The sequence below is a fragment of the Pseudomonas sp. TUM22785 genome (genome assembly GCF_028198105.1).
Taxonomy (GTDB): Bacteria; Pseudomonadota; Gammaproteobacteria; order Pseudomonadales; family Pseudomonadaceae; genus Metapseudomonas; species Metapseudomonas solani.
On sequence record NZ_CP116239.1, the window covers coordinates 3,360,757 to 3,385,064 of the forward strand.

General features: G+C 69.2%; 18 protein-coding genes. 11 read left to right on the forward strand and 7 right to left on the reverse strand.

What is annotated here, in order from left to right; translation table 11 throughout:
- Window positions 1-71: 71 nt before the first annotated feature.
- The 4 genes from PI990_RS15360 to PI990_RS15375 form a co-directional block, all read right to left on the reverse strand.
- Window positions 72-1,448 (reverse strand): L-serine ammonia-lyase, encoded by a 1,377-nt coding sequence (locus PI990_RS15360; RefSeq protein ID WP_184492229.1) that lies wholly within the window; start codon window positions 1,446-1,448, stop codon window positions 72-74.
- Between the two features lie 154 nt (window positions 1,449-1,602).
- The gene (gcvP, locus tag PI990_RS15365) at window positions 1,603-4,467 is read right to left on the reverse strand and encodes an aminomethyl-transferring glycine dehydrogenase (protein ID WP_271661177.1); all 2,865 of its coding nucleotides are present in this window, start codon (window positions 4,465-4,467) and stop codon (window positions 1,603-1,605) included.
- 11 nt (window positions 4,468-4,478) lie between these two features.
- Window positions 4,479-4,853: a glycine cleavage system protein GcvH gene (gene gcvH / locus PI990_RS15370; protein WP_021217648.1), complete on the reverse strand. Its 375-nt coding sequence runs from the start codon at window positions 4,851-4,853 to the stop codon at window positions 4,479-4,481.
- Window positions 4,854-5,373: 520 nt separating this feature from the next.
- Complete coding sequence (locus PI990_RS15375) at window positions 5,374-6,894, reverse strand: sigma-54-dependent transcriptional regulator (RefSeq protein ID WP_271661178.1); 1,521 nt, start codon at window positions 6,892-6,894, stop codon at window positions 5,374-5,376.
- A gap of 211 nt (window positions 6,895-7,105) precedes the next feature.
- On the opposite strand from PI990_RS15375, the gene PI990_RS15380 reads away from it, so the two are divergent.
- From PI990_RS15380 to glgB, 3 genes are read left to right on the forward strand one after another with little or no spacing between them, the layout of a single operon-like run.
- Window positions 7,106-9,115, forward strand: a complete 2,010-nt coding sequence (locus PI990_RS15380) for an alpha-1,4-glucan--maltose-1-phosphate maltosyltransferase (protein ID WP_271661179.1) — start codon at window positions 7,106-7,108, stop codon at window positions 9,113-9,115.
- A gap of 10 nt (window positions 9,116-9,125) precedes the next feature.
- Complete coding sequence (locus PI990_RS15385; protein ID WP_271661180.1) at window positions 9,126-10,721, forward strand: putative maltokinase; 1,596 nt, start codon at window positions 9,126-9,128, stop codon at window positions 10,719-10,721.
- A complete protein-coding gene (glgB, locus tag PI990_RS15390; RefSeq protein WP_271661181.1) occupies window positions 10,718-12,913 on the forward strand; it encodes a 1,4-alpha-glucan branching protein GlgB in 2,196 nt (731 codons plus the stop codon). The genes PI990_RS15385 and glgB overlap by 4 nt, the downstream gene beginning before the upstream one ends.
- Window positions 12,914-13,531: 618 nt before the next feature.
- Here the strand turns inward: glgB and PI990_RS15395 are convergent.
- Complete coding sequence (locus PI990_RS15395) at window positions 13,532-14,149, reverse strand: PulJ/GspJ family protein (RefSeq protein ID WP_271661182.1); 618 nt, start codon at window positions 14,147-14,149, stop codon at window positions 13,532-13,534.
- Window positions 14,149-14,559, reverse strand: a complete 411-nt coding sequence (locus tag PI990_RS15400; RefSeq protein WP_271661183.1) for a GspH/FimT family pseudopilin — start codon at window positions 14,557-14,559, stop codon at window positions 14,149-14,151. Before PI990_RS15400 ends, PI990_RS15395 begins: the two co-directional genes overlap by 1 nt.
- A 117-nt stretch (window positions 14,560-14,676) precedes the next feature.
- Here PI990_RS15400 and PI990_RS15405 point away from each other — a divergent pair, with 117 nt between their 5' ends.
- Window positions 14,677-15,105, forward strand: a complete 429-nt coding sequence (locus PI990_RS15405) for a type II secretion system protein N (RefSeq protein ID WP_271661184.1) — start codon at window positions 14,677-14,679, stop codon at window positions 15,103-15,105.
- A gap of 2 nt (window positions 15,106-15,107) precedes the next feature.
- Here PI990_RS15405 and gspI read toward each other — a convergent pair whose 3' ends face one another.
- Window positions 15,108-15,485, reverse strand: a complete 378-nt coding sequence (gene gspI, locus PI990_RS15410; protein WP_271661185.1) for a type II secretion system minor pseudopilin GspI — start codon at window positions 15,483-15,485, stop codon at window positions 15,108-15,110.
- Window positions 15,486-15,767: 282 nt separating this feature from the next.
- Between gspI and gspG the strand changes: the two genes are divergently transcribed.
- The 7 genes from gspG to gspF are packed head-to-tail and all read left to right on the forward strand — an operon-like array spanning window position 15,768 to window position 23,917.
- Window positions 15,768-16,217, forward strand: coding sequence for a type II secretion system major pseudopilin GspG (gspG, locus tag PI990_RS15415; RefSeq protein ID WP_021217637.1), 450 nt, complete (start codon window positions 15,768-15,770; stop codon window positions 16,215-16,217).
- An 8-nt stretch (window positions 16,218-16,225) separates the two neighbouring features.
- On the forward strand, window positions 16,226-17,194 hold the full coding sequence (gene gspK, locus PI990_RS15420) for a type II secretion system minor pseudopilin GspK (protein WP_271661186.1): 969 nt from the start codon (window positions 16,226-16,228) through the stop codon (window positions 17,192-17,194).
- Complete coding sequence (gene gspL, locus PI990_RS15425; RefSeq protein ID WP_271661187.1) at window positions 17,191-18,357, forward strand: type II secretion system protein GspL; 1,167 nt, start codon at window positions 17,191-17,193, stop codon at window positions 18,355-18,357. The genes gspK and gspL overlap by 4 nt, the downstream gene beginning before the upstream one ends.
- On the forward strand, window positions 18,350-18,901 hold the full coding sequence (gene gspM, locus PI990_RS15430) for a type II secretion system protein GspM (RefSeq protein WP_271661188.1): 552 nt from the start codon (window positions 18,350-18,352) through the stop codon (window positions 18,899-18,901). The genes gspL and gspM overlap by 8 nt, the downstream gene beginning before the upstream one ends.
- A complete protein-coding gene (gene gspD / locus PI990_RS15435) occupies window positions 18,898-21,294 on the forward strand; it encodes a type II secretion system secretin GspD (protein WP_271661189.1) in 2,397 nt (798 codons plus the stop codon). Before gspM ends, gspD begins: the two co-directional genes overlap by 4 nt.
- A complete protein-coding gene (gene gspE, locus PI990_RS15440; RefSeq protein WP_271661190.1) occupies window positions 21,291-22,709 on the forward strand; it encodes a type II secretion system ATPase GspE in 1,419 nt (472 codons plus the stop codon). Before gspD ends, gspE begins: the two co-directional genes overlap by 4 nt.
- Window positions 22,709-23,917, forward strand: coding sequence for a type II secretion system inner membrane protein GspF (gene gspF / locus PI990_RS15445; protein WP_271661191.1), 1,209 nt, complete (start codon window positions 22,709-22,711; stop codon window positions 23,915-23,917). Before gspE ends, gspF begins: the two co-directional genes overlap by 1 nt.
- The last annotated feature ends 391 nt before the right edge of the window (window positions 23,918-24,308 follow it).

Here is a 24,308-nt window from a genome sequence, read left to right on the forward strand (position 1 = left end):
CAAGCCGCAAGCAGGTGGCAGCAAAACGGTGTTTTCACTTGAAGCTTGCGGCTTGAAGCTTGCCGCTGCTCTCAACATTCAATGATGTTCACGGCAAGACCGCCGCGAGCGGTTTCCTTGTATTTGCTCTTCATATCGGCACCGGTCTGGCGCATGGTGCGGATGACCTTGTCCAGGGAGATGAAGTGCTGGCCGTCGCCGCGCAGGGCCATGCGGGCGGCGTTGATGGCCTTGACCGAGCCCATGGCGTTGCGCTCGATGCAGGGCACCTGCACCAGGCCGCCGACCGGGTCGCAGGTCAGCCCCAGGTTGTGTTCCATGCCGATTTCGGCGGCGTTTTCCACCTGCTGCACGGTGCCGCCCATGACTTCGCAGAGCGCACCGGCGGCCATGGAACAGGCCACGCCGACTTCGCCCTGGCAGCCCACTTCGGCGCCGGAGATGGAGGCGTTCTCCTTGTAGAGGATGCCTATGGCGGCGGCGGTGAGCAGGAAGCGCTCCACGCCTTCGTCATTGGCGCCGGGCACGAAGCGCGCGTAGTAGTGCAGCACCGCCGGGACGATGCCCGCCGCGCCGTTGGTGGGCGCGGTGACCACGCGGCCGCCGGTGGCGTTTTCCTCGTTCACCGCCAGGGCGTAGAGGTTGACCCAGTCAAGCACCGTCAGGCTGTCGCGCAGGGCGGCTTCCGGGCGCTCGCTGAGCTGGCGGAACAGCGCGGCGGCGCGGCGCTTGACCTTGAGCCCGCCGGGCATGATGCCTTCCTTGCGGCAGCCGGCCTTCACGCAGTCCTGCATCACCTGCCAGATGCGCTGCAGCCCGGCGCTGGTTTCCTCGGGGCTGCGCCAGGCCTTTTCGTTCTCGCGCATCAGCGCGCTGATGGAGAGGCCGCTGGTGGCGCAGTGGGCGAGCAGTTCCTTGCCGGTCTTGAAGGGGTGGGCGAGCGGGGTCTGGTCTTCGACGATGCGGTCGTGCCCGGCCGCTTCCTCGTCCACCACGAAGCCGCCCCCCACCGAGTAGTACTCGCGGGAGCGCAGTTGCAGCCCGGCGGCGTCGAAGGCGCGGAAGATCATGCCGTTGGGGTGGAAGGGCAAGGGCTTGCGGATCATCGCCAGGTGATCCCTCTCGACGAAGCGGATGGTCTTTTCGCCACCCAGGCGCAGTTCGCCGTTCTTGCGCATGTGCGCCAGGCGCTCGTCGATGCCGCTGGTGTCCACGGTGTCGGGTTGCTCGCCTTCGAGGCCGAGCAGCACGGCCTTGTCGCTGCCGTGGCCCTTGCCGGTGGCGCCGAGGGAGCCGTAGAGCTCCACCTTCAGGGTTTCCGTGCCCGCCAGCAGGCCTTCGCGACGCAAGCCGTCGACGAAGCGTGCGGCCGCCCGCATGGGGCCGACCGTGTGGGAGCTGGAGGGGCCGATACCGATCTTGAACAGGTCGAAGACGCTGAGGGACATGGTGTCGCTCCTGAGCCTGGATCGCGCTCGTTGTTATTGGGTCAGCGTAGACACTGGGAGGGATCGGGCCTCGCGGCCCGACCGTTGAAGCGCAAGGCGGTGCGTAGGGGCGAGTTCATCCACGAATGAACCCGCCCCCGCGATCACGTGCCGATCAGGCGTCCTGGTACGCCTCGATGGACGGGCAGGCACAGACCAGATTGCGGTCGCCGAAGACGTTGTCGACGCGGCCCACCGGCGGCCAGTACTTGCCTTCCACCAGGCTGGCGGTCGGGTACACGGCCTGTTCGCGGCTGTAGGGGTGGGTCCACTCGCCGACCAGCTCCGCCGCGGTGTGCGGGGCGTTCTTCAGCGGGTTGTCGTTGGCGTCCAGGGCACCGGTTTCCACCGCGCGGATCTCGTTGCGGATGCGGATCATGGCGTCGCAGAAGCGGTCCAGCTCTTCCTTGGATTCGCTCTCGGTCGGCTCGATCATCAGCGTGCCGGCCACCGGGAAGGACATGGTCGGGGCGTGGAAGCCGAAGTCGATCAGGCGCTTGGCCACGTCGTCGACGCTGATGCCGCTGCTGTCCTTGAGGGGGCGCAGGTCGAGGATGCACTCGTGGGCCACCAGGCCGTTGGTGCCGGTGTAGAGCACCGGGTAGTGCTCTTCCAGGCGACGGGCGATGTAGTTGGCGTTGAGGATCGCCAGCTGCGAGGCGCGGCGCAGGCCGGCGCCGCCCATCATGCGGATGTACATCCAGGTGATCGGCAGGATGCTGGCGCTGCCGAAGGGCGCGGCGCTCACCGCGCCTTCCTTGCGCTCCATATGGCCGTGGCCGGGCAGGAAGGGCGCCAGGTGCGACTTGACGCCGATCGGGCCGACGCCCGGGCCGCCACCGCCGTGGGGGATGCAGAAGGTCTTGTGCAGGTTCAGGTGGGACACGTCGCCGCCAAACTGGCCCGGGGCGCAGAGGCCGACCATGGCGTTCATGTTGGCGCCGTCGATGTACACCTGGCCGCCGTTGGCGTGGATGATCTCGCAGATTTCGCGGATGCCTTCCTCGAACACGCCGTGGGTGGAGGGGTAGGTGATCATGATCGCGGCGAGGCGCTCGCGGTGCTCTTCGGCCTTGGCCTTGAGGTCGGCGATGTCGACGTTGCCGCGGGCGTCGCAGGCGGTCACCACCACGCGCATGCCGGCCATGTTGGCGGTGGCCGGGTTGGTGCCGTGGGCCGATTGCGGGATCAGGCAGATGTCGCGCTGGTCGTCGCCGCGGCTCAGGTGGTAGGCGCGGATGGCCAGCAGGCCGGCGTATTCACCCTGGGAGCCGGCGTTGGGCTGCAGCGACACGGCGTCGTAGCCGGTGGCGGCGCAGAGCATGGCTTCCAGCTCGGTGGTCAGTTGCTGGTAGCCCTGGGACTGCTCGGCCGGGGCGAAGGGGTGCAGGTTGCCGAACTCGGCCCAGGTGACCGGGATCATCTCGCTGGCGGCGTTCAGCTTCATGGTGCAGGAGCCCAGCGGGATCATGCTGCGGTCCAGCGCCAGGTCCTTGTCGGCCAGCTTGCGCATGTAGCGCATCAGCTCGGTTTCCGAGTGGTAGCGGTTGAATACCGGGTGGGCGAGGATCGCCGACTCGCGCAGCAGCGCGGTGGGCAGGCGGCTGGGGATGGTGGCGGCCAGCTCGGCGAAGGCGGGCAGGGCCTGGCCATCGGCGAACAGGGTCCACAGCGCTTCGATGCTGGCCTGGGTGGTGGTCTCGTCGAGGGACAGGCCCAGGCGCTGGTCGTCGACCACGCGCAGGTTGATGCGTTGCATGCGGGCGTTGGCGTGCAGCTCGGCGGTGCGGGCGCCGGTGGCCAGGGTCAGGGTGTCGAAGAAGCTCTGCTGCTCGACGGTGACGCCCAGCTTGGCCAGGCCCTGGGCCAGGATGGCGGTGAGCTGGTGCACGCGCTTGGCGATGCGGGTCAGCCCCTGCGGGCCGTGGTAGATGGCGTACATGCTGGCGATGTTGGCCAGCAGCACCTGGGCGGTGCAGATGTTGCTGGTGGCCTTCTCGCGGCGGATGTGCTGCTCGCGGGTCTGCATGGCCAGGCGCAGGGCCGGCTTGCCGTGGCGGTCGATGGAGACGCCGACGAGGCGGCCCGGCATGTCGCGCTTGAAGGCATCGCGGGTGGCGAAGTAGGCCGCGTGCGGGCCACCGAAGCCCTGGGGCACGCCAAAGCGCTGGGCGCTGCCCAGGGCCACGTCGGCACCGAATTCGCCCGGCGCCTTGAGCAGGGTCAGGGCCAGCAGGTCGGCGGCCACGGCCACCAGGGCGCCGACGGCGTGGAAGCGCTCCACCAGCTCGGCGTTGTCGAACAGGTCGCCATTGCTGGCCGGGTATTGCAGCAGCGCGCCGAAGTAGGGCGCGGCGTCGGTCAGCTCGCGCTCGTCACCTACGACCACTTCGATGCCCAGGGGCTCGGCACGGGTGCGCAGCACGTCGAGGGTCTGCGGGTGGCAGTGGCGGGAGGCGAAGAAGGCGTTGCTGGCCTTGTTCTTCGACAGGCGCTTGCAGAAGGTCATGGCTTCGGCGGCAGCGGTGCCTTCGTCCAGCAGGGAGGCGTTGGAGATCGGCAGGCCGGTGAGGTCGCTGATCAGGGTCTGGAAGTTGAGCAGCGATTCCAGGCGGCCCTGGGAGATTTCCGGCTGGTAAGGGGTGTAGGCGGTGTACCAGGCGGGGTTTTCCAGCAGGTTGCGCAGGATGGGCGAGGGCGTGTGGGTGCCGTAGTAGCCCTGGCCGATGTAGTTGGTGAACAGCTGGTTCTTGCCGGCGATGGCCTTGATCGCGGCAAGGGCGTCGGCCTCGCTCTGGCCCGGGCCCATGTCGAGCACGCTGGTGCCCTTGATGCTGTCGGGGATGACGCTGGCGCTGAGGGATTCCAGGTCGGCATGGCCGAGCAGGTCGAGCATGGCCTGGATGTCGGTCTCGCGCGGGCCGATATGGCGGGCGATGAACTCGTTGGCGGTGCCGAGGGCGTTGGTCTGGGTGGGCATGGTCAGGCTCCTCAGGCGTTCTTGATCAGGGCTTCGTACGCGGCGCGGTCCATCAGGTCGGCCAGCACGGCGTTGTCGGCGAGGCGCATGCGGAAGAACCAGCCCTTGCCGAGCGGGTCTTCGTTGACCAGTTCGGGGCTGTCGTTGAGCGCTTCGTTGATCTCGAGTACGTCGCCGTCCAGCGGCATGACGATGTTGCTGGCGGCCTTGACCGATTCCAGCACCGCCACTTCGGCGCCTTGCTCATAGGCCTGGAGCTCCGGGAGCTGCACGAAGACCACGTCACCCAGCGCCTCCTGGGCGTACTCGGTGATGCCCACGGTCACCTGGCCATCGGCCTCCAGGCGCAGCCATTCGTGTTCGGCGGTAAAACGCAACTCGCTCATTCGGAACTCCTCGGTGCTGTGGCCCGGTTCTTTGCCAGGCGCTCTATGGACCCCCGCACGGGGCCTCGCCCCGTGCTGTCTGGTCGGCTTCATAGCAAGGGCGGTGCCAGGATGCTTTCACCCAGTGAAAACAAGGGGTTGGGCGCAATTCGAGACGTCTTTCGCGAAGAAGACTGTAGCGAAAACGCTACAGAAAATAGGGGTTTTCCAATGGGGGCGCCGGGAGTGGCAGAAACGGCGGGGTGCGTGGCAGGTTGTTACGGAGTCGTTACGCTGTAGCGAAATCGATACAGATCGGGTGAGTCCATAAAAATATAATTTATAAATCAATATGTTATGTAATTTATGTAGAGATCAAGTGAGGTTATGCGCCGTAGGATGGCGTAGAGCGAAGCGAAACCCATGCTGTGCTGCAGCACATTCTCGATGGGTTTCGCGGTGCTCTACCCATCCTACGTGGTGTTTTTAATAAAATAATCAATAAAAACAGATAGATATAAATATTTGTTGAAGTGCCATATCAATTTTTGCCGGGTATCCCGTACTTGCGCAAACGGTGGGCGATGGCGGTGTGGGAGGTCTGCAGGCGGGCGGCCAGCTGGCGGGTGGAGGGGTAGCTGGTGAAGAGTTTTTCCAGCAGTGCGCGCTCGAAGTTCTCCACGGCTTCTTCCAGGCTGTTCACCTCGCCGTCGTTCTGCCGCGCCACGGCGGTGCCGGCGATGTCCAGGTCACCGATTTCTACCAGGCTGCTTTCGCAGATGGCGGCGGCGCGGAAGATCACGTTCTGCAACTGGCGCACGTTGCCCGGCCAGCGGTTGCCCAGCAGCGCCGGGTAGGTGCCCGGGGCCAGGCGGCACGGCGGGCGCTGGATCTGGGTGCAGGCCTGCTGCATGAAGAAGCGCGCCAGCAGGAGGATGTCCTGCCCCCGTTCGCGCAGCGGCGGCACTTCCAGGTTGAGCACGTTGAGGCGGTAGAACAGGTCCTCGCGGAAGCTGCCCTCGGCCACCATCTTCTCCAGGTCGCGGTGGGTGGCGCTGAGGATGCGCACGTCCACCTTCACCTCGCGGTCGCCGCCCACCCGGCGGAAGCAGCCATCGCTGAGAAAACGCAGCAGCTTGGCCTGCAGGTAGGGCGACATCTCGCCGATCTCGTCGAGGAACACCGTGCCCTGGTTGGCCAACTCCAGCAGCCCCGGCTTGCCGCCGCGCTGGGCACCGGTGAAGGCGCCCGGGGCATAGCCGAACAGCTCGCTTTCGGCGAGGTTCTCCGGCAATGCCGCGCAGTTCAGCGCCAGGAACGGCTGGTTGTGCCGCGCGCTGACGGCGTGGCAGGCCCGCGCCACCAGTTCCTTGCCGGTGCCGGTCTCGCCGTTGATCAGCAGGGGCGCGTCCAGGGCCGCCACGCGCAGGGCGCGGGCCTTGAGGGTCCGAATGGGCTGGGAGTCGCCCAGCAGCGCGTCGAAGCCTTCGGCGTGATCGTGGTGCAGGGCCGAGAGGCGTTCGCCGATGCGGTTGGGCAGGTAAAGGGTGAGCAGCGCACCGGCCAGGTGCTCGCCTTCGGTGATGGGCACGGCGTCGAGCATCAGCGCCTGGCCCTTGAGCGTCACCTCGCGCAGCGGCAGGCGGAAACCCTGCTCGCGCAGCACGTTGTGCAGGCTGTCGTCGGCGAACAGCTGGGCCAGCGTCGCGCCTTCCAGTTCGCCGCCATGCAGGGCCAGCAGCGCCGGGTTGGCCAGCAGCACGCGGCCGTCCTGGTCCACCGCCAGCACCGGGTCGGTCATGGCCGCCAGCAGTGCATCCAGCTGCAGCCGGTGGCGCTGGCCGGGGAGGATGTCCACCACCGTCACCTCCTGCACGCCATGCACCTTGTGCAGCGCGCCGCGCAGCTCGTCCAGCACCTCGGCGCTGAGGGTGGGCGCATCGATGTAGACGTTCGGCGGGACCATCTCCACCGCGTCCAGGTTGAGGTTGCGCCCGCCCAGCAGGGCGAGGACTTCCTGGGTGATGCCGACGCGATCGATGAAGGTGACGTGAATGCGCATGGAGGCGGAGCCGCTGGATGAAAGCCGCAGATTATGCCCGCTCGGGGCGGTGCGGGGCCATGGCTTGTGCCGTGCAGCGGAACCGGCCGCCGGTGGCCCCGGAGAAAGTTCGAACTTTGCCCCGCGAGGGGGTTCGGAACTAGCACACCACATCCGCAACCCGGCGCGGCCCCAGCCGGCCTCCATGCGCCGGTCAGAAGGAGCCAGACCGATGTCCCTGAACACCCCAGCCGAGTCCGCCGCGCGCCTTTCCGGGGCGCTGCAACTGGATGAGGCCCTGGCCTTCCCGCGTATCGCCATCGAGTCCGTCGAGCCCCAGCTGGAGGGCGGCCGCTTCGCCGCCAAGGCCATCGAGGGCGAGGCTCGCACCGTCACGGCGGTGATCTTCGCCGACGGCCACGACAAGCTCGCCGGCCAGGTGCTCTGGCGCCTGGTCGAGGACCCCGAGTGGCAGCGCGTGCCCCTGGAGTTCCTCGGCAATGACCACTGGCAGGCCAGCTTCGTGCCGCCGCGCGTGGGCCGCGTGGTGTTCGCCGTGGAAGCCTGGTGGGACCTCTACGGCAGCTACTGCTACGAGCTGTCGAAGAAGCACGGCGCCGGCGTGCCCATCAAGCTAGAGCTGCAGGAAGGCGAGCTGTTGCTGCGCCAGGCCCTGGAACAGGCCCCGGCGGCCCTGGTGGACGAGCTGCAGGCGTTGCTCACGCGCCTGGAGGAAACGCAGTCCATCGACGAGCGCGTGGCCCTGCTGCTGGCGCCCGAGACCGTGGCCGCCGTGACCCGGGTCGAGGCCCATCCCCACCGTGTGCGCAGCCCGCTGTACCCGCTGGACGTGGAACGCAAGTTGGCCGAGTTCGCCAGCTGGTACGAGCTGTTCCCGCGCTCGGCGGCCAACGACGGCAAGCGCCACGGCACCTTCCGCGACGTCATCGCGCGGCTGCCGGACATCCAGGCCATGGGCTTCGACGTGCTCTACTTCCCGCCCATCCACCCCATCGGCCGTACCCACCGCAAGGGTCCGAACAACTCCCTCAAGGCCGGCCCGGACGACCCCGGCAGCCCCTACGCCATCGGCAGTGCCGAGGGCGGCCACGAGGCCACCCACCCGCAACTGGGCAGCCGCGAGGACTTCCAGGCCCTGGTCCAGGCCGCCCGCGAGCACGGCCTGGAGATCGCCCTCGACTTCGCCATCCAGTGCTCCCCGGACCACCCCTGGCTGGCCCAGCACCCCGGCTGGTTCAGCTGGCGCCCCGACGGCAGCATCCGCCACGCCGAGAACCCGCCGAAGAAGTACGAGGACATCGTCAACGTCGACTTCTACGCCCGGGATGCCCAGCCCGACCTGTGGCTGGCCCTGCGCGACGTGGTCAAGGGCTGGGTGGAGCAGGGCGTGACCCTGTTCCGCGTCGACAACCCGCACACCAAGCCGCTGCCGTTCTGGGAATGGCTGATCGCCGACATCCGCGCGGCCCATCCCGAGGTGATCTTCCTCGCCGAGGCCTTCACCCGGCCGGCGGTCATGGCGCGCCTGGGCAAGGTCGGCTTCACCCAGAGCTACACCTACTTCACCTGGCGCAACACCAAGGAGGAGCTCGCCCAGTACTTCACCGAGCTCAACCAGCCGCCCCTGTGCGACTGCTACCGGCCGAACTTCTTCGTCAACACGCCGGACATCAACCCCTTCCCGCTGCACGGCCAGGGCCGCGCCGCCTTCCTCATCCGCGCCGCCCTGGCGACCATGGGCTCCGGCCTCTGGGGCATGTACTCGGGCTTCGAGATCTGCGAGTCGGCACCAGTGCCGGGCAAGGAGGAGTACCTGGATTCGGAGAAGTACCAGCTGCGCCAGCGCGACTACCGGGCCCCCGGCAACATCGTCAGCGAGATCGCCCAGCTCAACCGCATCCGCCGCGCCAACCCCGCGTTGCAGACCCACCTGGGGCTGCAGGTCTACAACGCCTGGAACGACAACATCCTGTACTTCGGCAAGCGCACCGCCGACCGCTCCAACTTCATCCTCATCGCCATCAGCCTCGACCCGCACAACGCCCAGGAGGCGCACTTCGAGCTGCCGCTGTGGGAACTGGGCCTGCCCGAGGACGCCGCCACCCACGGCGAGGACCTGATGAACGGCCACACCTGGACCTGGCACGGCAAGACCCAGTGGATGCGCATCGAGCCCTGGCACCAGCCCTTCGGCATCTGGCGCATCCGCGCCGCCACCTGAGGACAACGCCATGGCGAACCAACAGCGGCCCGAGCTGCACACACTGGTCATCGAGCAGGACCTGCAAGAGCTACTCCAGGGCGGCTCCCTGGTGGGGGACTCCCTGGCGGCCTACCTGCCCAGGCGCCGCTGGTTCTCCGGCGACGCGGCGGGCGAGGTGCACCTGCTCTATGCCGTGCCCTTCGGCGAGGCGGACGAACTCTGCGTACTGGCCGAGGTGGAGAGCCGCGACGGCGAGCGCCGCGAGCATTACCAGCTGCCCCTGGCCTTCGTCACCGAGCACCAGGCCGGCAGCGCCGCGCCCGAACACCTGGCCCTGGCGCGCCTGCACCGGGGCCGCCAGGTGGGCCTGCTCACCGACGCCTTCACCCTGCCGGGCTTCGTGCGCCAGGTTGTGCGCCAGCTGAGCCGTGGCCAGGTGCTGCGCTGGCAGGGCAGCGAGCTGCAGTTCGTGCCCACCTCGCGCCTGGTGGACTTCATCGGTGACCTGGACGGCGACGTCAGCCTGGTGTCTGCCGAGCAATCCAACAGTTCGGCGGTGATCGGCGACAGCATGGTGCTCAAGCTGGTACGCCGTGTGCTGCCAGGCATCCACCCGGAAACCGAGATGGGCGGCTACCTCACCGAACACGGCTTCGCCAACATCCCGCCCTTGCTGGGCGAGGTGCGCCGCGTCGACGAGGCCGGCACGCCGCATACGCTGATGGTGCTGCAGGCCTTCCTCAGCAACCAGGGCGATGCCTGGCAGTGGACCCTGAACACCCTGGAGCGCGCCGTGCGCGACGAACTGGCCGGCGGCGCATCCGGGCAGGAGAGCCCGCACAGCGCACTGGGGGAACTGGAAGCCTTCGCCCGCATGCTCGGCCGCCGCCTCGGCGAGATGCACGAGGTGCTGGCCCGCCCCAGCGACAACCCCGACTTCGGCTACCGGAGCAGCGATATCGCGGAAACCAACGGCTGGGCCCACAGCGTCGGCCTGCAGTTGCACGAGGCGTTGGAGCGGGTGGCCGAGTCCCGCGAAGGCCTTTCCGAGTCCGCCCGGGCGCTGGCCGACTGGCTGGGCAGCCACCAGGGCGGGCTGCTCGAGGTGGTCGGCAAGCTGGCCCGGCACAGCGCCGGTGGCATCCGCATCCGCGTCCACGGCGACCTGCACCTGGGGCAGGTGCTGGTGGCCCGGGGCGACGCCTTCATCATCGATTTCGAGGGCGAGCCCACCCGCAGCCTGGAAGAACGCCGCGCCCGCCACAGCCCGCTGAAGGACGTGGCCGGCATGCTGCGCTCCTTCGACTACGCCGCCGCCATGGCCCTGCGCAACGCCCAGGGCGCCGATGCCTCCAGCGAGGCCGCCAGCGCCCGCCAGCGCATCGCCAGCACCTACCGCAGCCAAGCGCGCACCGCCTTCCACGAAGCCTACCGGCTGGCCGCCGCGAACCTGCCCCATGCCTGGCACGAGCGTGACGGCGAAGTCGCCGCCCTGGCGCTGTTCAGCATCGAGAAGGCCGCCTACGAAATCCTTTACGAAGCCCGCTACCGCCCCGATTGGCTGGATGTGCCGATGCTGGGGCTGGTGGAGTTGGGCCGTCATCTCCTGGGGAGCACGCAATGAACGATGTAGCCATGGGGCAGGGCGCCGACCGCGCCCAGATCGAGGCGCTGGTACGGGCCGAGCACGGCGACCCCTTCGCCTTCCTCGGCCCGCACCAGGATGACCAGGGGCCGGTGATCCGCGCCTACCTGCCCGGTGCCCTGGGCGTCGAACTGCTGGACGGCGACAGCAGCCAGTCCATGGGCCGCCTGGTGGAATCCGCCACCCCCGGGCTGTTCATCGCCCGGCCCGAGCGCCTGCACCGCTATCGCCTGCGCATCCATTGGGGCGAGGGCTTCCAGGAAACCGAAGACCCCTACAGCTTCGGCCCGTTGCTGGGCGAGACCGACCTCTACCTGTTCGCCGAGGGCAACCACCGCGAACTGGGCAAGGTCTTCGGTGCCCAGCTCACCGAGCACGACGGCGTGCCCGGCGTGCGTTTCGCCCTCTGGGCACCCAATGCCCGGCGGGTTTCAGTGGTCGGGGCGTTCAATGGCTGGGATGGCCGCCGTCATCCCATGCGCCTGCGCCACCCGGCCGGGGTCTGGGAACTGTTCGTGCCGCGCCTGCAGGCGGGCGAGGTGTACAAGTACGAGCTGCTCGGCCAGCACGGCGTGCTGCCGCTGAAGGCCGATCCGGTGGCCCTGGCCACCGAACTGCCGCCGGCCACCGGCTCGGTGGTGTCCGCGCCGCTGGAGTTCCACTGGCAGGACCAGGGCTGGATGGACGGCCGCCAGCGCGGCCAGGCCCATGACCGGCCGCTGTCGATCTACGAGGTGCATGTCGGTTCCTGGCGCAAGGAGGGCGGCAACGACGGCCGCGTGCTCAGCTGGCACGAACTGGCCGAGCAGTTGATCCCCTATGTGCAGGAGCTGGGCTTCAGCCATATCGAGTTGCTGCCGATCATGGAGCACCCCTTCGGCGGCTCCTGGGGCTACCAGCCGCTGTCGCAGTTCGCGCCGACGTCGCGCTACGGCAGCCCGCGCGACTTCGCCGCCTTCATCGACGCCTGCCACCGCGCCGGCATCGGCGTCATCCTCGACTGGGTGCCGGCGCATTTCCCCACCGACGCCCACGGCCTGGGCCGCTTCGACGGCACGGCGCTGTACGAGTACGAGCACCCCTTCGAGGGCTTCCACCAGGACTGGGACACCTACATCTACAACCTTGGCCGCACCGAGGTGCACGGCTTCATGCTGGCTTCGGCGCTGCATTGGCTGCGCGCCTATCACATCGATGGCCTGCGCGTGGATGCGGTGGCCTCGATGCTCTACCGCGACTACTCGCGCAAGGACGGCGAGTGGATTCCCAACCGCCACGGCGGTCGCGAGAACCTGGAGGCCATCGACTTCCTCCGCCACCTCAACGACGTGGTCGCCACCGAGGCGCCCGGTGCCCTGGTGATAGCCGAGGAATCCACCGCCTGGCCCGGGGTCAGCCGGCCCACCCGCGAAGGCGGCCTGGGCTTCGCCTACAAATGGAACATGGGCTGGATGCACGACAGCCTGAAGTACGCCAGCGAAGACCCGGTCAACCGCAGCCATCACCACCACCAGCTGACCTTCGGCCTGCTCTACGCCTTCTCCGAGCACTTCATCCTGCCCATCTCCCACGACGAGGTGGTGCACGGCAAGCGCTCGCTGCTGGACAAGATGCCCGGCGACCGCTGGCAGAAATTCGCCAACCTGCGCCTGTACCTCAGCTTCATGTGGAGCCACCCGGGCAAGAAGCTGCTGTTCATGGGCTGCGAGTTCGGCCAATGGCGCGAATGGAGCCACGACAGCGAGCTGGACTGGTACCTGCTGCGCTACGGCGAGCACCTGGGTGTGCAGAGCCTGCTGCGTGACCTCAACGCCCTGTACCGCGCCGAGCCCGCGTTGCACCAGCTGGACGGCGTCGCCGAAGGCTTCCAATGGCTGATCGGCGACGACAAGGCCAACAGTGTCTACGCCTGGCTGCGCAAGGGCCAGGACGGCGCGCCGCTATTGGTGGTGCACAACTTCACCCCGGTGCCGCGCCCCGGCTACCGCATCGGCGTACCGCTGCCCGGCACCTGGCAGGTGCTGCTCAACAGCGACGCCGACGCCTATGCCGGCAGCAACGCCGGCACCCTCGCCGAAGCGCACACCGAGGACGACACCAGCCACGGCCAACCCCACTCCCTGGTGCTCGACCTCCCACCGCTCGGCGCGCTGATCCTCAAACCGCAGTAAAGGTGACCCGGGCTACAGACTGCGGGTGGAGGTCGCTTTTTACCTCCACCAATTGTGTTGCACGGGGCCGCGATGGTGGATGGGTGAAGCGGCATCCACCCTACACACCGGTTAACACCGTCGTTCGGGATAAGCACGGTGCCGTAGGTTGGCGCCGAGCGTAGCGAGGCCCAACGGAGCGGCATTCGGCTCTGCTGCGTTGGGCTTCGTACCTCAGCCCAACCTACACCCGTGCCAGGACGGCTCCAATTTGTAGGGGCGACTTCAGTCGCCCAGCGATGCACCGCATCGCCGTAGGGCGGGTGAAACCCGCGTGGTGTCGTGCTGGGACGTCGGGTTGCACCCGACCTACAAGGTGGCGCTGCGCCGTAGGTTGGCGCCGAGCGCAGCGAGGCCCAACGGAGCGGGGTTCGGTTCTGCTGCGTTGGGCTTCGTACCTCAACCCAACCTATATCCGTGCCAGGACGGCTCCACGTTGTGGGAGCGGCTTCAGCCGCGAAAGATCCGCCGCCGGCACAACGCTGCGTGTAGCCGGGCATTCCATCGCGAATGAATTCCCACAGACCTTGGCAAGAGCCTCGCGAGCAGAGCTCGCTCCCACGGGGTGTGCCCCAGGGTTCACTCGAACGGCCCCATCACCTGGCGGTAATGCTCGGGGCCTTGTGGTGTCTGGCGGGTGAGGGTGAGTTCGAGGCCACGGGGGTTTTCCACCGGGGTGCCGGTGAGGGTTGCCCAGCCCTTGCCGGGGCGCCAGGTGCGCAGGTCGAATTCGCTCACACCGCTCATCACCGCCACGCCCTTGCCGGGGGCCGGCAGCGGGTAGCGCGTGCCGGGGGCGGAGGCGGCGCGGTAGAGGGTGTCGCCTTCCACCCACCAACGCACCCGCAGCAGGCGGCCGGGGCGGGACGGGGCGACGCGCACCAGTTCCAGGCGCGGCGGGCCATTGCCTCCGCCGCGCAATACCAGGGCCGGCGGCCCGGAGCGGATCGGTTTTGCATCCGCGTCGGCGTCCGGGCGCAGGGGTTCCAGCAGTTCGGTGGTGGCGCGCTGGGCCAGGTCGCGCTGCAGCTGGTTGAGGGCGCGCAGCAGCTCGTCGTTGCGTTCGGCCGCCTCCTGCAGGTGGGCGTCGCTGCGGCTCACGCTTTCCAGCCCGCGCCAGGCCACCAGCGATACCAGCGCCATCAGCAGGATCGCCACCATCACCTCGATCAGGGTGAAACCACGCTGGCTCGTCATCACTGCACCTCGATGCGGCCGGACGGCTCACGCACGACCCTGACGCTGTTGCGCCCATCGGACAGCTCGATGCGCGCCGGCTCGCCTATCCACTCGGCGTCGATCAGCAGCCAGCGGCCGCTGCTCAATCGCACATCCAGCGGGTGCACCTGCCAGGTACGCGGGCGCAGTTGCGGGTCGCCGGCGAACGCCCGCTCATCGGCGCCGCCGTCGCCCAGGCGCAGGAAGCGGTAGCCGCGCTCGTCCGCCTGCCAGGCGATGGCGCGGCCGTCGGCGCGGGCCTCGTCCTGGGCGGTCTGCAGCAGCAGGGCTAGGCGCTTGGCGTCTTCCCGCAGCAGGCGCGCCGGGTCGGGGCGGATGCTCAAGGTCACCGCCGCCGTGGCGATGCCGACGATCACCAGCACCACCATCAGCTCGATCAGGGTGAAGCCCCGTTGCGTCCGCCCGGCAACCTCGGGAGGAGGTGAAATAAAACCGTGAAGATCGGCTGCTAGCGTCGGGGCCAGGAATTTTTGGAGGACCGCCGGATGCGCCTTATCAGCCGCTTCAACCCCGCCGCATGGGTCCAGGGCGCCGCGCTGGCGGCGACCCTGGCGGGCCTGGTCACCTGGGGGCTGTTGCTGGGTGACCCCACGCTTCAGCAGGCCCAGGCGCGCAGCGAAGCCCCGCAACCGGTGCCGGCCGCTGCCCACGATGCGGCGCAATGGTTCGCCAGCCGCGCCAGCCAGCTGGACGTGCGCCTCACCGGGCTGTTCGCCGGGGAGCGCGGCGCCGTGGCCATCCTCGCCATCGACGATGCACCGCCGCGCGCCTTCCTCACCGGCGAAAGCCTGGGCGAAAGCGTGCGCCTGGACGCCATCGAAGGCGACGCGGTGATCATCGCCCGGGGCGGTGAAACCCAGCGCCTGTCCATCGCGCGCCTGCCCGAGGCGCCACCGCTGCCATCCCTGCGCTGAGTTCACGGCGTCACCTGCAGGCGGTCGCGCGCCACCAGGGTTTCCAGGCGCGCCAGGGGCGGGCCGCCGCTCTCGCGGTCATGCACGCGGATGCTCAGTTGCAGCAGGTCGCCCACGGGGGTGACGCGTTGCTCGCAGCTCAAGCGCAAGCGCCCCTGATCACACTCCAGCACCTTGCGGCCGTTGCCCGGCAGCCCCTCCAGACGCAGCTCCGCCATACGCCCCTGAGCCGCCAGCAGGGCGATGGAGCGGTCGCGCAGCAGGCCATCGGCCTGGGTCATCTGCCCAGCGGCACGCACCGCCGCCGACATGGCCACGGCGACGATGGCCAGCGCCACCAGCACTTCGATCAGGGTGAAACCGGACGCTTGTCGGTGCATCGCGTGGGCCTTGCGCATGGCGGGGGTCACAGGGCAGGGAAGAAGGCTCCAGCCTAGCGGCCGCGTCTGACGAAACGGCGACGGAAACACCGGAGAACGAGGCCGCCGTTCTCCGTGGCAGCGCGTCGCAGGCCCCATGGCATGGGCATCGTGGCGCAGTGCCGGGGAAATCCTCCCGAGGATTTTCAATACCAGTGACATATGCGCTTGGAACAATCCGGGGCGAAAGGACAGGCCCGGCTCCCGGAGACGCGGCCCGATGCAAACCCAAGGAGTGTCGAGATGGATATCGCGCGGTTCAGCTCCCCGGTTCGCGGCCGGAATGGCCAGCAAGGCTTCACCCTTATCGAAATCATGGTGGTGGTGGTGATCCTCGGCATTCTCGCCGCCATGGTGGTGCCCAAGGTGCTTGACCGCCCCGACCAGGCCCGCGCCACCGCCGCGCGCCAGGACATCGGCGGGCTGATGCAGGCGCTCAAGCTCTATCGCCTCGACCAGGGCCGCTACCCCAGCCAGAACGAGGGCTTGAAGGTGCTGGTGGAGCGCCCGGCGAACGCCACGTCCAGCAACTGGCGTTCCTACCTGGAACGCCTGCCCAACGACCCCTGGGGCCGCCCGTACAACTACCTCAACCCCGGCGCCAATGGCGAGGTGGACATCTTCTCCCTGGGCGCCGACGGCCAGCCCGAGGGCGAGGGCGTGAATGCCGATATCGGCTCCTGGCAGTTGTAGGCCGCGCCATGCATCCCCTGGCCAGCCAACGCGGCATGGCGGTGATCAGCGCCCTGCTGATCGCTGCCGTAGTGGCGGTGATCGCCGCCGGCATGATCGCCCGTCAGACGCGCATCACCCGCGCCGTGGAAAGCGAGAACCAGCGCCTGCAAGGCGCCTGGGCCGCGCGCGGCGCCCTGGAGTGGAGTCGCCAGCGGCTCTGGGAGGAGCGCCTGCGCGAACCCGCCACCCGGCTCGACCAGGCCTGGGCGCAGCCCTTGCGCAACCTCAGCCTGGGCGAGGGGACCGCCTTCGAGGGCGCGATCCTCGACGAGCAGGGCCGCTTCAACCTGCGCAACCTGGTGCGTGACGAGCAGCTCGACCCCCTGGAAATGGCCACCTTCGAGCGCCTCTGCGCGCTGCTGGGGGTGCCCCAGGAGGCCGCCGCACGCATCGCCCGCCGGGTGATCGACGCCTATGCCTACCGTATCTATCCGCCCCGCAGCGAACCGGCCAACAACAGCGGCTTCGACAGCGGCCGGCTAACCTCACCGGAAGCGCAGAACCGCGCCTTCGAAGCCAAGCGCCCGATGCTGCGTCGCCTCGAAGACCTGGCCGACCTGCCTGGCGTGCCGGCCGATGCCCTGCAGCGCCTGGCGCCCTTCGTCACGCTGTTGCCCATGCCCACCTGGGTCAACGGCAACACCGCCAGCGCCGAGGTGATCGCCGCGCGGGTGCCCGGCCTCGGCCTGGAGCGCGCCCGTGCCCTGATCGCCGAGCGCGACCGCGGCCAGTGGTTCATCAACAGTGGCGACGTGCTCAACCGTCTGCGCATGCCGGATATGACCACCGAACTGGTGCGCATCGGCATTACCAGCGAATGGTTCCTGGTGCGCGGCCTGGCCCGTGCCGGTGAGCGTCGCAGCCCGGTGGAGGCGCTGTTGTTCCGTGCCGAGGAAAGCCAGCCGCGCATCGTCTGGTCGCGGGTGGGCGCATGAGCGCGCTGCTGCGGATCGCCCTGCCAGCCCTGGACGGGCTGCGCCCCGAGGCCGAGGTGGAGTACGCCTGGCTGAACCGCCAGGGCCAACTGGATAACCAAGGCATTGCCAGCCTCGCCGAGCTGGGTCGCCAGGCCCGGGGCAAGGCCGTGGAACTGGTGCTGCACCCCGACGACAGCCTGCTGGCCAGCCTCGAACTGCCGCCGTTGCCCGCTGCGCGCCTGGGGGATGCCGTGCGTTGCGCAGCAGATGGCCTGGTGCTCGGCGGTTGCGAGGGGCTGCAACTGGTGCACGGCCCGCGTCAGGCCGATGGCCGGGTGCAGCTCGCCTGGCTGGAACGCGAGCGCCTGCAACGCCTGCTGCACGGCCTGCGGCAATGCGCGCTGGAGCCCCGCGGCCTCTATGGCGCACCGTTCTTCCTGGCGGCGGACAAGGGCATGGCCTGTGCGCAGCTGCGCGACGGCCAGTTGCTGGTGCGCGACGGTGCACAGGGCGGCTGGGTGCATCCCCTGCCTGAAGATTGCCTGCCGCGCCTGCTGGAGAGCGGCGTGGCGCCGGACTGGCCCGGCGAGGTGCCCGAAGGCCTGCCCGGCGAGGCCGTGGCCGCCAGCCGCCGGTGGACCGGTGCGGTGCCCGCCTGCAACCTGCTGCAAGGGCTTGCGGGCCCGACCCAGGGGCCGCGGCGCTGGGGGCGGGCCGTGGCCTGCTGCGCCCTGGCTGCTGCCGTGTGGACCCTCGGCCTCAACCTCCATGCCTCGCAGATGGCCAGCCAAGGCCTGGCGCTCAAGCAACAGATGTCGCAGCGGGTGAAGCAGGTCTTCCCGCAGTTGCCGGTGGTGCTCAACCCCTTGCAGCAAGCTCGCCAGCAGCGCGACGCGCGCCTGGCGGGTGGCACCCAGGATGGCCCCGGCCGCTTCGCCGCCATGGTGCAGCAGGCCGTTGGCGCCATGCCCTTCGCCCTGGGCGCCATCGAGTCCATCGATTACGACGGCGAGACCTTGCGCCTGACGCCCCGCGCGGGTGCGCGCAAGCCTCCGGCGGACCCCGCCTGGCAGGCGGCCCTGGCCCAGGCCGGGCTGCAAGCCGGCATCGGCGCCGATGGCTGGAGCCTGAAACGCCTGCCGCCGGATGCGCTGAAAAACGAGGCCGGTCGTGATGAATGAACGCCTGCTGAAACTGTGGGGCACCTGGCGCGAACAGACGGCCCAGGCCCGCCAGCGCTGGCAGCGGCTGGGCCCGCGTGACCGGCGCATCCTGCGCCTGGCCGGCCTGGTGCTGCCGCCGATGCTGCTGTGGTTCGCCCTGATCGAACCCTCCCTGGCGCGCATCGAGCATTGGCAGGCCGAGCTGCCGCGCCTGCGTGCCCAGGCGCAAACCCTCGAAGCGGTGTTGGCCGAGGTGCAGGGGCCCGCAGCCCTGGCACCCGGTGCATCCCTAGAAGCGCTGCTGCGCCAGGGGCTGGATGACAACGGCCTGGCCGGCCACTACCAGTTGCGCGCGGAAGGCCCGCACTGGCGACTGGAACTGCAAGGCGCCCCCGCGCAAGGGGTGATGGATTGGCTGCTGGGCGTGACCCCGGGCCTGCCGCTGGAGCTGCGCCAGGTGCAGCTGCGGCGCGACGGCGGGACACAGAGCGAACAGACGGACGCGCGGCTTTCCGGCGTCGTCGGCATGGAACAGGCGCCAGGCGCTAAGGAATCCTCATGAAGCGGTTCGATGGACAAGGGCTGCGGCGACCGCTGCGGCATGGGGTGGCGATTTCTCTCGCGGCGGTGCTCGCCGCCTGCAGCCAGTCCGGTGGCACGCCGCCGCTGCCGATCCCCGCCGAAAGCGAACTGGGCCGGCCCATGGCCCGGGTGGGGCAGGGCGATGCCCTGGCGGAGCGCGAACGCATCCAGGCCCAGGCGGAGCGCCAGCAACGGGCGGCCCAGGCCCAGCGTGCGCAACAAGCGGCACGCCGCACGGGCACGCCGCCACGCCAGGCCCGCGCTGCGGGGCTGGGCGACCAGCCGGTGCAGCTGAATTTCGTCGAGGCGGACATCCCTGCGGTGCTGCGGGCGCTGTCCCGCGCCACCGGCCGGCAGTTCCTCGCCGATCCCCGGGTCAAGGGCCAGCTGACCCTGGTGTCCGAGGGCGAGGTGCCGGCCCATACCGCCTACGACATGCTCCTGGCGGCGCTGCGCATGCAGGGCTTCTCGGTGGTGGAAGTGGGCGGCGTCAGCCAGGTGGTGCCCGAGGCGGACGCCAAGCTGCTCGGCGGCCCGGTGAGCGACGCCGACCGCCCCGGCGGCAACGGCATGGTCACCCGCACCTACCGCCTGCAGTACGAGAACGCGGTGAACCTGATCCCGGTGCTGCGCCCCATCGTCTCGCCGAACAACCCGATCAACGCCTACCCGGGCAACAACACCGTGGTGGTCACCGACTATGCGGAGAACCTCGAGCGGGTCGCCGCGATCATCGCCAACATCGATGTGCCCGGCTCCATCGACACCGATGTGGTGCCGGTGCAGAACGGCATCGCCACCGACATCGCCGCCATGGTCTCCGAACTGATGGAGAGCCCGGGCAACGACGTTGCGCAGAAGGTCGCGGTGATCGGCGACCCACGCTCCAACAGCATCATCCTGCGCACCGGCAGCCCCGAGCGCAGCGAGCTGGCCCGCCAGCTGATCGCCAAGCTCGACAGCGCCCAGGGCAACCCCAGCAACCTGCATGTGGTCTACCTGCGCAACGCCCAGGCCAACAAGCTGGCCCAGGCCCTGCGCGGCCTGCTCACCGGCGAGGGCGAGAGCGCCGGGCAGGGTGACGGCAGCCGCGCCCAACTCAATGGCGGCAACCTGGGGGGCAGCACGCAGAGTGGCACCGGCAGCAGCGGTTCCAGCGCCGGCACCTCCACCAGCAGCAACGGGCAGAGCGGCAGCTCCGGCGGCTACGGGCAGTCGGGCGGCGGCCTGCTGTCGGCGGCCAAGGGGCAGGGCGGCCAGGAGGGCGCGGTGGCCTTCTCGGCCAACGGCGTCACCGTGCAGGCCGACACCACCACCAACACCCTGCTGATCTCCGCGCCCGACCCGCTGTACCGCAACCTGCGCGAGGTCATCGACCTGCTCGACCAGCGCCGCGCCCAGGTGGTGATCGAGAGCCTGATCGTCGAAGTCAGCGAAGACGACACCAGCGAGTTCGGCATCCAGTGGCAGGCCGGCAACCTGGCCGGCAACGGCTGGATCGGCGGCGCCAACCTCGGCGGCGCGGGCATCAACACCGGCGCCAAGAACAGCATCGACGCACTGCCGGGCGGCCTCAGCATCGGCAAGGTCTCCGGCGGTGTGGACATCCCCGGCATCGGCCGCGTGCTCGACCTCAAGGTCCTGGCCCGCGCGCTGAAGAGCAAGGGCGGCACCAACGTGCTGTCCACGCCCAACCTGCTGACCCTGGACAACGAGGCGGCGAGCATCTTCGTTGGCCAGACCATTCCCTTCGTCAGTGGCAACTACGTCACCAACGGCGGCGGTACCAGCAACAACCCCTTCCAGACCATCGAGCGCGAGGAAGTGGGCCTGCGCCTCAACGTGCGCCCGCAGATATCCGAAGGCGGCACGGTGAAGCTGGACATCTACCAGGAGGTCAGCAGCGTCGACGAGCGCGCCGACAACGACGCCGGCACCGTGACCAACAAGCGCGCCATCGACACCAGCATCCTCCTCGACGACGGGCAGATCATGGTGCTCGGCGGCCTGCTGCAGGACAGCTTCATCCAGAGCAGCGAGGCGGTGCCTGGGCTCGGCAGCCTGCCCGGCATCGGCGCGCTGTTCCGCGGCGACCGCCGCTCGCGGACCAAGACCAACCTGATGGTGTTCCTGCGGCCCTACATCATCCGCGACGACAGCGTCGGGCGCAGCATCACGATGAACCGCTACGACTTCATCCGCCGTGCCCAGGGCGCCATGCAGCCGGAGCACAAGTGGCCCCTCACCGACATGCAGGCGCCGCAACTGCCGCCGGCCGAGCAGGCCATGCCGCTGAACCCGGCCGCGCCGTTGCCGGCCCCGCAGCCCCGGCCCATGCGCGCCGTGCCGCTGCGCCCGGGCGAGCAGCCATGAGCGCGCTGCCCTACGCCTGGGCCCGCGCCCAGCGCCTGTTGCTGCAGGGCGAGGGGGAGGGCGCACGGCTGCTGGTGAGCCCGAGCACCCCCGGCTGGGCCATCGGCGAAGTGCGTCGTCGCCACGGCGCCACGCCCATCCAGCGGGTCACCGACGCCGAGCTGGAAACCCTGCTGGCCAGCGCCTACGCCGACACCGGCAGCGCTGCCGCAGTGGTCGGCGCCGCCGAGAGCGAGGTGGACCTGGACCGCCTGCTGCAGGACATGCCCGAGGTCACCGACCTGCTGGACACCGAGGACGGCGCACCGGTGATCCGCATGATCAACGCCCTGCTGACCCAGGCCGCACGGGACGAGGCCAGCGACATCCATATCGAGCCCTTCGAGACCCACTCGGTGGTGCGCTACCGGGTGGACGGCGCGTTGCGTGACGTGGTCGCCCCGCGCAAGGCGTTGCACGCGGCGCTGGTGTCGCGGATCAAGATCATGGCGCAGTTGGACATCGCCGAAAAACGCCTGCCCCAGGATGGCCGCATCGCCCTGCGCGTGGCCGGCCGGCCCATCGACGTGCGCGTCTCCACCGTGCCCACCGGCCACGGCGAGCGGGTGGTGATGCGCCTGCTGGACAAGCAGGCCGGGCGCCTGCGCCTGGAAACCCTGGGCATGGCGCCGACGCTGCTGGAACAGCTCGACCGGCTGATCCGCCAGCCCCACGGCATCGTGCTCGTCACCGGGCCCACCGGCAGCGGCAAGACCACCACCCTCTACGCCGCCCTGGCACGGCTGGACGCCGCCACCAGCAACATCCTCACGGTGGAAGACCCGGTGGAGTACGACCTGCCCGGTATCAGCCAGATCCAGGTCAACGCGCGCATCGACATGAGCTTCGCCCTGGCCCTGCGCGCCATCCTGCGCCAGGACCCGGACATCATCATGATCGGTGAGATCCGCGACCTGGAGACGGCGCAGATCGCCGTGCAAGCCTCGCTCACCGGGCATCTGGTGCTGGCCACGCTGCACACCAACGACGCGGTCTCGGCCGTCACCCGCCTCACCGACATGGGCGTGGAGCCTTTCCTGCTGGCCTCCAGCATGCTCGGCGTGCTCGCCCAGCGCCTGGTGCGCCGCCTGTGCAACCAGTGCCGCGAGCCCGACCCGGCCTTTCCCGGGCAGTGGCGCGCGGTGGGCTGCGCTGTCTGCAACAACACCGGCTACAGCGGCCGTACCGGCATCCATGAACTCTTCGTGATCGACGACGACATCCGCCGCCTGATCCACCAGGGCGAGGCTGAGCAAAGCCTGCGCGAAGCCGCCCGCGCCGCCGGCATGGCCAGCATGCGCGAGGACGGCGAGCGTTGGGTGCAGGGCGGCTTCACCACGCCCGAGGAAATCCTCCGCGTCACGAGGGACGCCTGATGAACCGCTACCGTTTCGAGGCCGCCGACGCCAGCGGGCGCATCGAGAGCGGCACCCTGGAGGCCGACAGCCCGCGCGGCGCCATGGGCCTGCTGCGCACCCGTGGGTTGACGCCCCTGGAACTGACCGAGGACGCCGCAGCCGGCAGCACCGGCGGCGGCCTGTTCGCGCCGCGGCTGTCCGATGGCGACCTGGCCTGGGCCACGCGCCAGCTGGCCAGCCTGCTGGCGGCGGGGCTGCCGCTGGAGTCGGCGCTGTCGGCCACCGTCGACCAGGCCGAGCGCCGCCATATCGCCGAAACCCTGGGCGCGGTGCGCACCGACGTGCGCAGCGGCATGCGCCTGGCCGAGGCCCTGGCGGCGCGCCCGCGCGACTTCCCCGACATCTACCGCGCGCTGATCGCCGCCGGTGAGGAGTCCGGCAACCTGGCCCAGGTGATGGAGCGCCTGGCCGACTACATCGAGGAGCGCAACAACCTGCGCGGCAAGATCCTCACCGCCTTCATTTACCCGGCGGTGGTGGGGCTGGTGTCCATCGGCATCGTCGTCTTCCTCCTCGGCTTCGTCGTGCCCCAGGTGGTCAGCGCTTTCTCCCAGGCACGCCAGGACCTGCCCGCGCTGACCCGGGTGATGCTCCAGGCCAGCGACTTCGTCCGTGCCTGGGGCGTGGTCTGCTTCGCCGGCATCGCCGGGGCCTTCTGGGGTTGGCGGATGTACCTGCGCGACGCCGCCGCGCGCCTGGCCTGGCACGCCAGGGTGCTGCGCCTGCCGCTGCTGGGGCGCTTCGTGCTGGGGGTCAACACCGCGCGCTTCGCCTCCACCCTGGCGATCCTCGGCAGCGCCGGCGTGCCGCTGCTGCGAGCCCTCGACGCCGCCCGCGAAACCCTGGCCAACGACCGCCTGGCCGCCTGCGTGGCCGACGCCACCCTCGCCGTGCGCGAGGGCATCAGCCTGGCTAGCGCACTCAAGGCCGGCGGCGTGTTCCCGCCCATCCTCATCCACCTCATCGCCAGCGGCGAGAAGACCGGCTCCCTGCCACCCATGCTCGACCGCGCCGCGCAGACCCTGTCCCGCGACATCGAGCGCCGCGCCATGGGCATGACCGCGCTGCTGGAGCCGCTGATGATCGTCATCATGGGTGGCGTGGTGCTGACCATCGTCATGGCCGTGCTGCTGCCCATCATCGAGATCAACCAGCTGGTGCAGTAGGGCGTTCGTCTCCCCTGGGAGAACCGTTTCACAAGTGCCCCGGACGCAAGGTGTGCTGCGCGCACCTGGGATTTTCCGGAAGCACCGAGCGGCGGTGCGCACGGCACACCCTACGGCACATGTTCCTCTGCCGAGCCCATTCGCGAATGAATTCGCTCCCACTTCAAGGCTTGCCGCTCACTCCAGAGCCCCGTCTTCGCGCCACTCGGGTTCATCCTTCCGTCATGCAACGAGGGCCCGGCTCAGCAATGGCGGGAGAGGGCGATCCGCACCCCATGGAAAATGGCTGAAGGGACTGGCCGACATGTCAGGAAAGTTTCGCTAACTCCCGAGAAATACTGGAAAAAATCCGCACAAGCTCCCGAGGTTTTTTCCTTTCTCTGTCACCGGA

What these genes read in the sequence shown, in the direction of transcription:
- PI990_RS15375 (WP_271661178.1), bottom strand. Translation starts at nt 6,894, where the DNA reads ATGCGCATTCACGTCACCTTCATCGATCGCGTCGGCATCACCCAGGAA.
- gcvH (WP_021217648.1), bottom strand. Translation starts at nt 4,853, where the DNA reads ATGAGCGAGTTGCGTTTTACCGCCGAACACGAATGGCTGCGCCTGGAG.
- gspI (WP_271661185.1), bottom strand. Translation starts at nt 15,485, where the DNA reads ATGCACCGACAAGCGTCCGGTTTCACCCTGATCGAAGTGCTGGTGGCG.
- PI990_RS15405 (WP_271661184.1), top strand. Translation starts at nt 14,677, where the DNA reads ATGCGCCTTATCAGCCGCTTCAACCCCGCCGCATGGGTCCAGGGCGCC.
- gspL (WP_271661187.1), top strand. Translation starts at nt 17,191, where the DNA reads ATGAGCGCGCTGCTGCGGATCGCCCTGCCAGCCCTGGACGGGCTGCGC.
- PI990_RS15395 (WP_271661182.1), bottom strand. Translation starts at nt 14,149, where the DNA reads ATGACGAGCCAGCGTGGTTTCACCCTGATCGAGGTGATGGTGGCGATC.
- gspD (WP_271661189.1), top strand. Translation starts at nt 18,898, where the DNA reads ATGAAGCGGTTCGATGGACAAGGGCTGCGGCGACCGCTGCGGCATGGG.
- gspG (WP_021217637.1), top strand. Translation starts at nt 15,768, where the DNA reads ATGGATATCGCGCGGTTCAGCTCCCCGGTTCGCGGCCGGAATGGCCAG.
- PI990_RS15380 (WP_271661179.1), top strand. Translation starts at nt 7,106, where the DNA reads ATGTCCCTGAACACCCCAGCCGAGTCCGCCGCGCGCCTTTCCGGGGCG.
- gcvP (WP_271661177.1), bottom strand. Translation starts at nt 4,467, where the DNA reads ATGCCCACCCAGACCAACGCCCTCGGCACCGCCAACGAGTTCATCGCC.
- gspF (WP_271661191.1), top strand. Translation starts at nt 22,709, where the DNA reads ATGAACCGCTACCGTTTCGAGGCCGCCGACGCCAGCGGGCGCATCGAG.
- glgB (WP_271661181.1), top strand. Translation starts at nt 10,718, where the DNA reads ATGAACGATGTAGCCATGGGGCAGGGCGCCGACCGCGCCCAGATCGAG.
- PI990_RS15400 (WP_271661183.1), bottom strand. Translation starts at nt 14,559, where the DNA reads ATGGTGGTGCTGGTGATCGTCGGCATCGCCACGGCGGCGGTGACCTTG.
- gspM (WP_271661188.1), top strand. Translation starts at nt 18,350, where the DNA reads ATGAATGAACGCCTGCTGAAACTGTGGGGCACCTGGCGCGAACAGACG.
- gspE (WP_271661190.1), top strand. Translation starts at nt 21,291, where the DNA reads ATGAGCGCGCTGCCCTACGCCTGGGCCCGCGCCCAGCGCCTGTTGCTG.
- PI990_RS15385 (WP_271661180.1), top strand. Translation starts at nt 9,126, where the DNA reads ATGGCGAACCAACAGCGGCCCGAGCTGCACACACTGGTCATCGAGCAG.
- PI990_RS15360 (WP_184492229.1), bottom strand. Translation starts at nt 1,448, where the DNA reads ATGTCCCTCAGCGTCTTCGACCTGTTCAAGATCGGTATCGGCCCCTCC.
- gspK (WP_271661186.1), top strand. Translation starts at nt 16,226, where the DNA reads ATGCATCCCCTGGCCAGCCAACGCGGCATGGCGGTGATCAGCGCCCTG.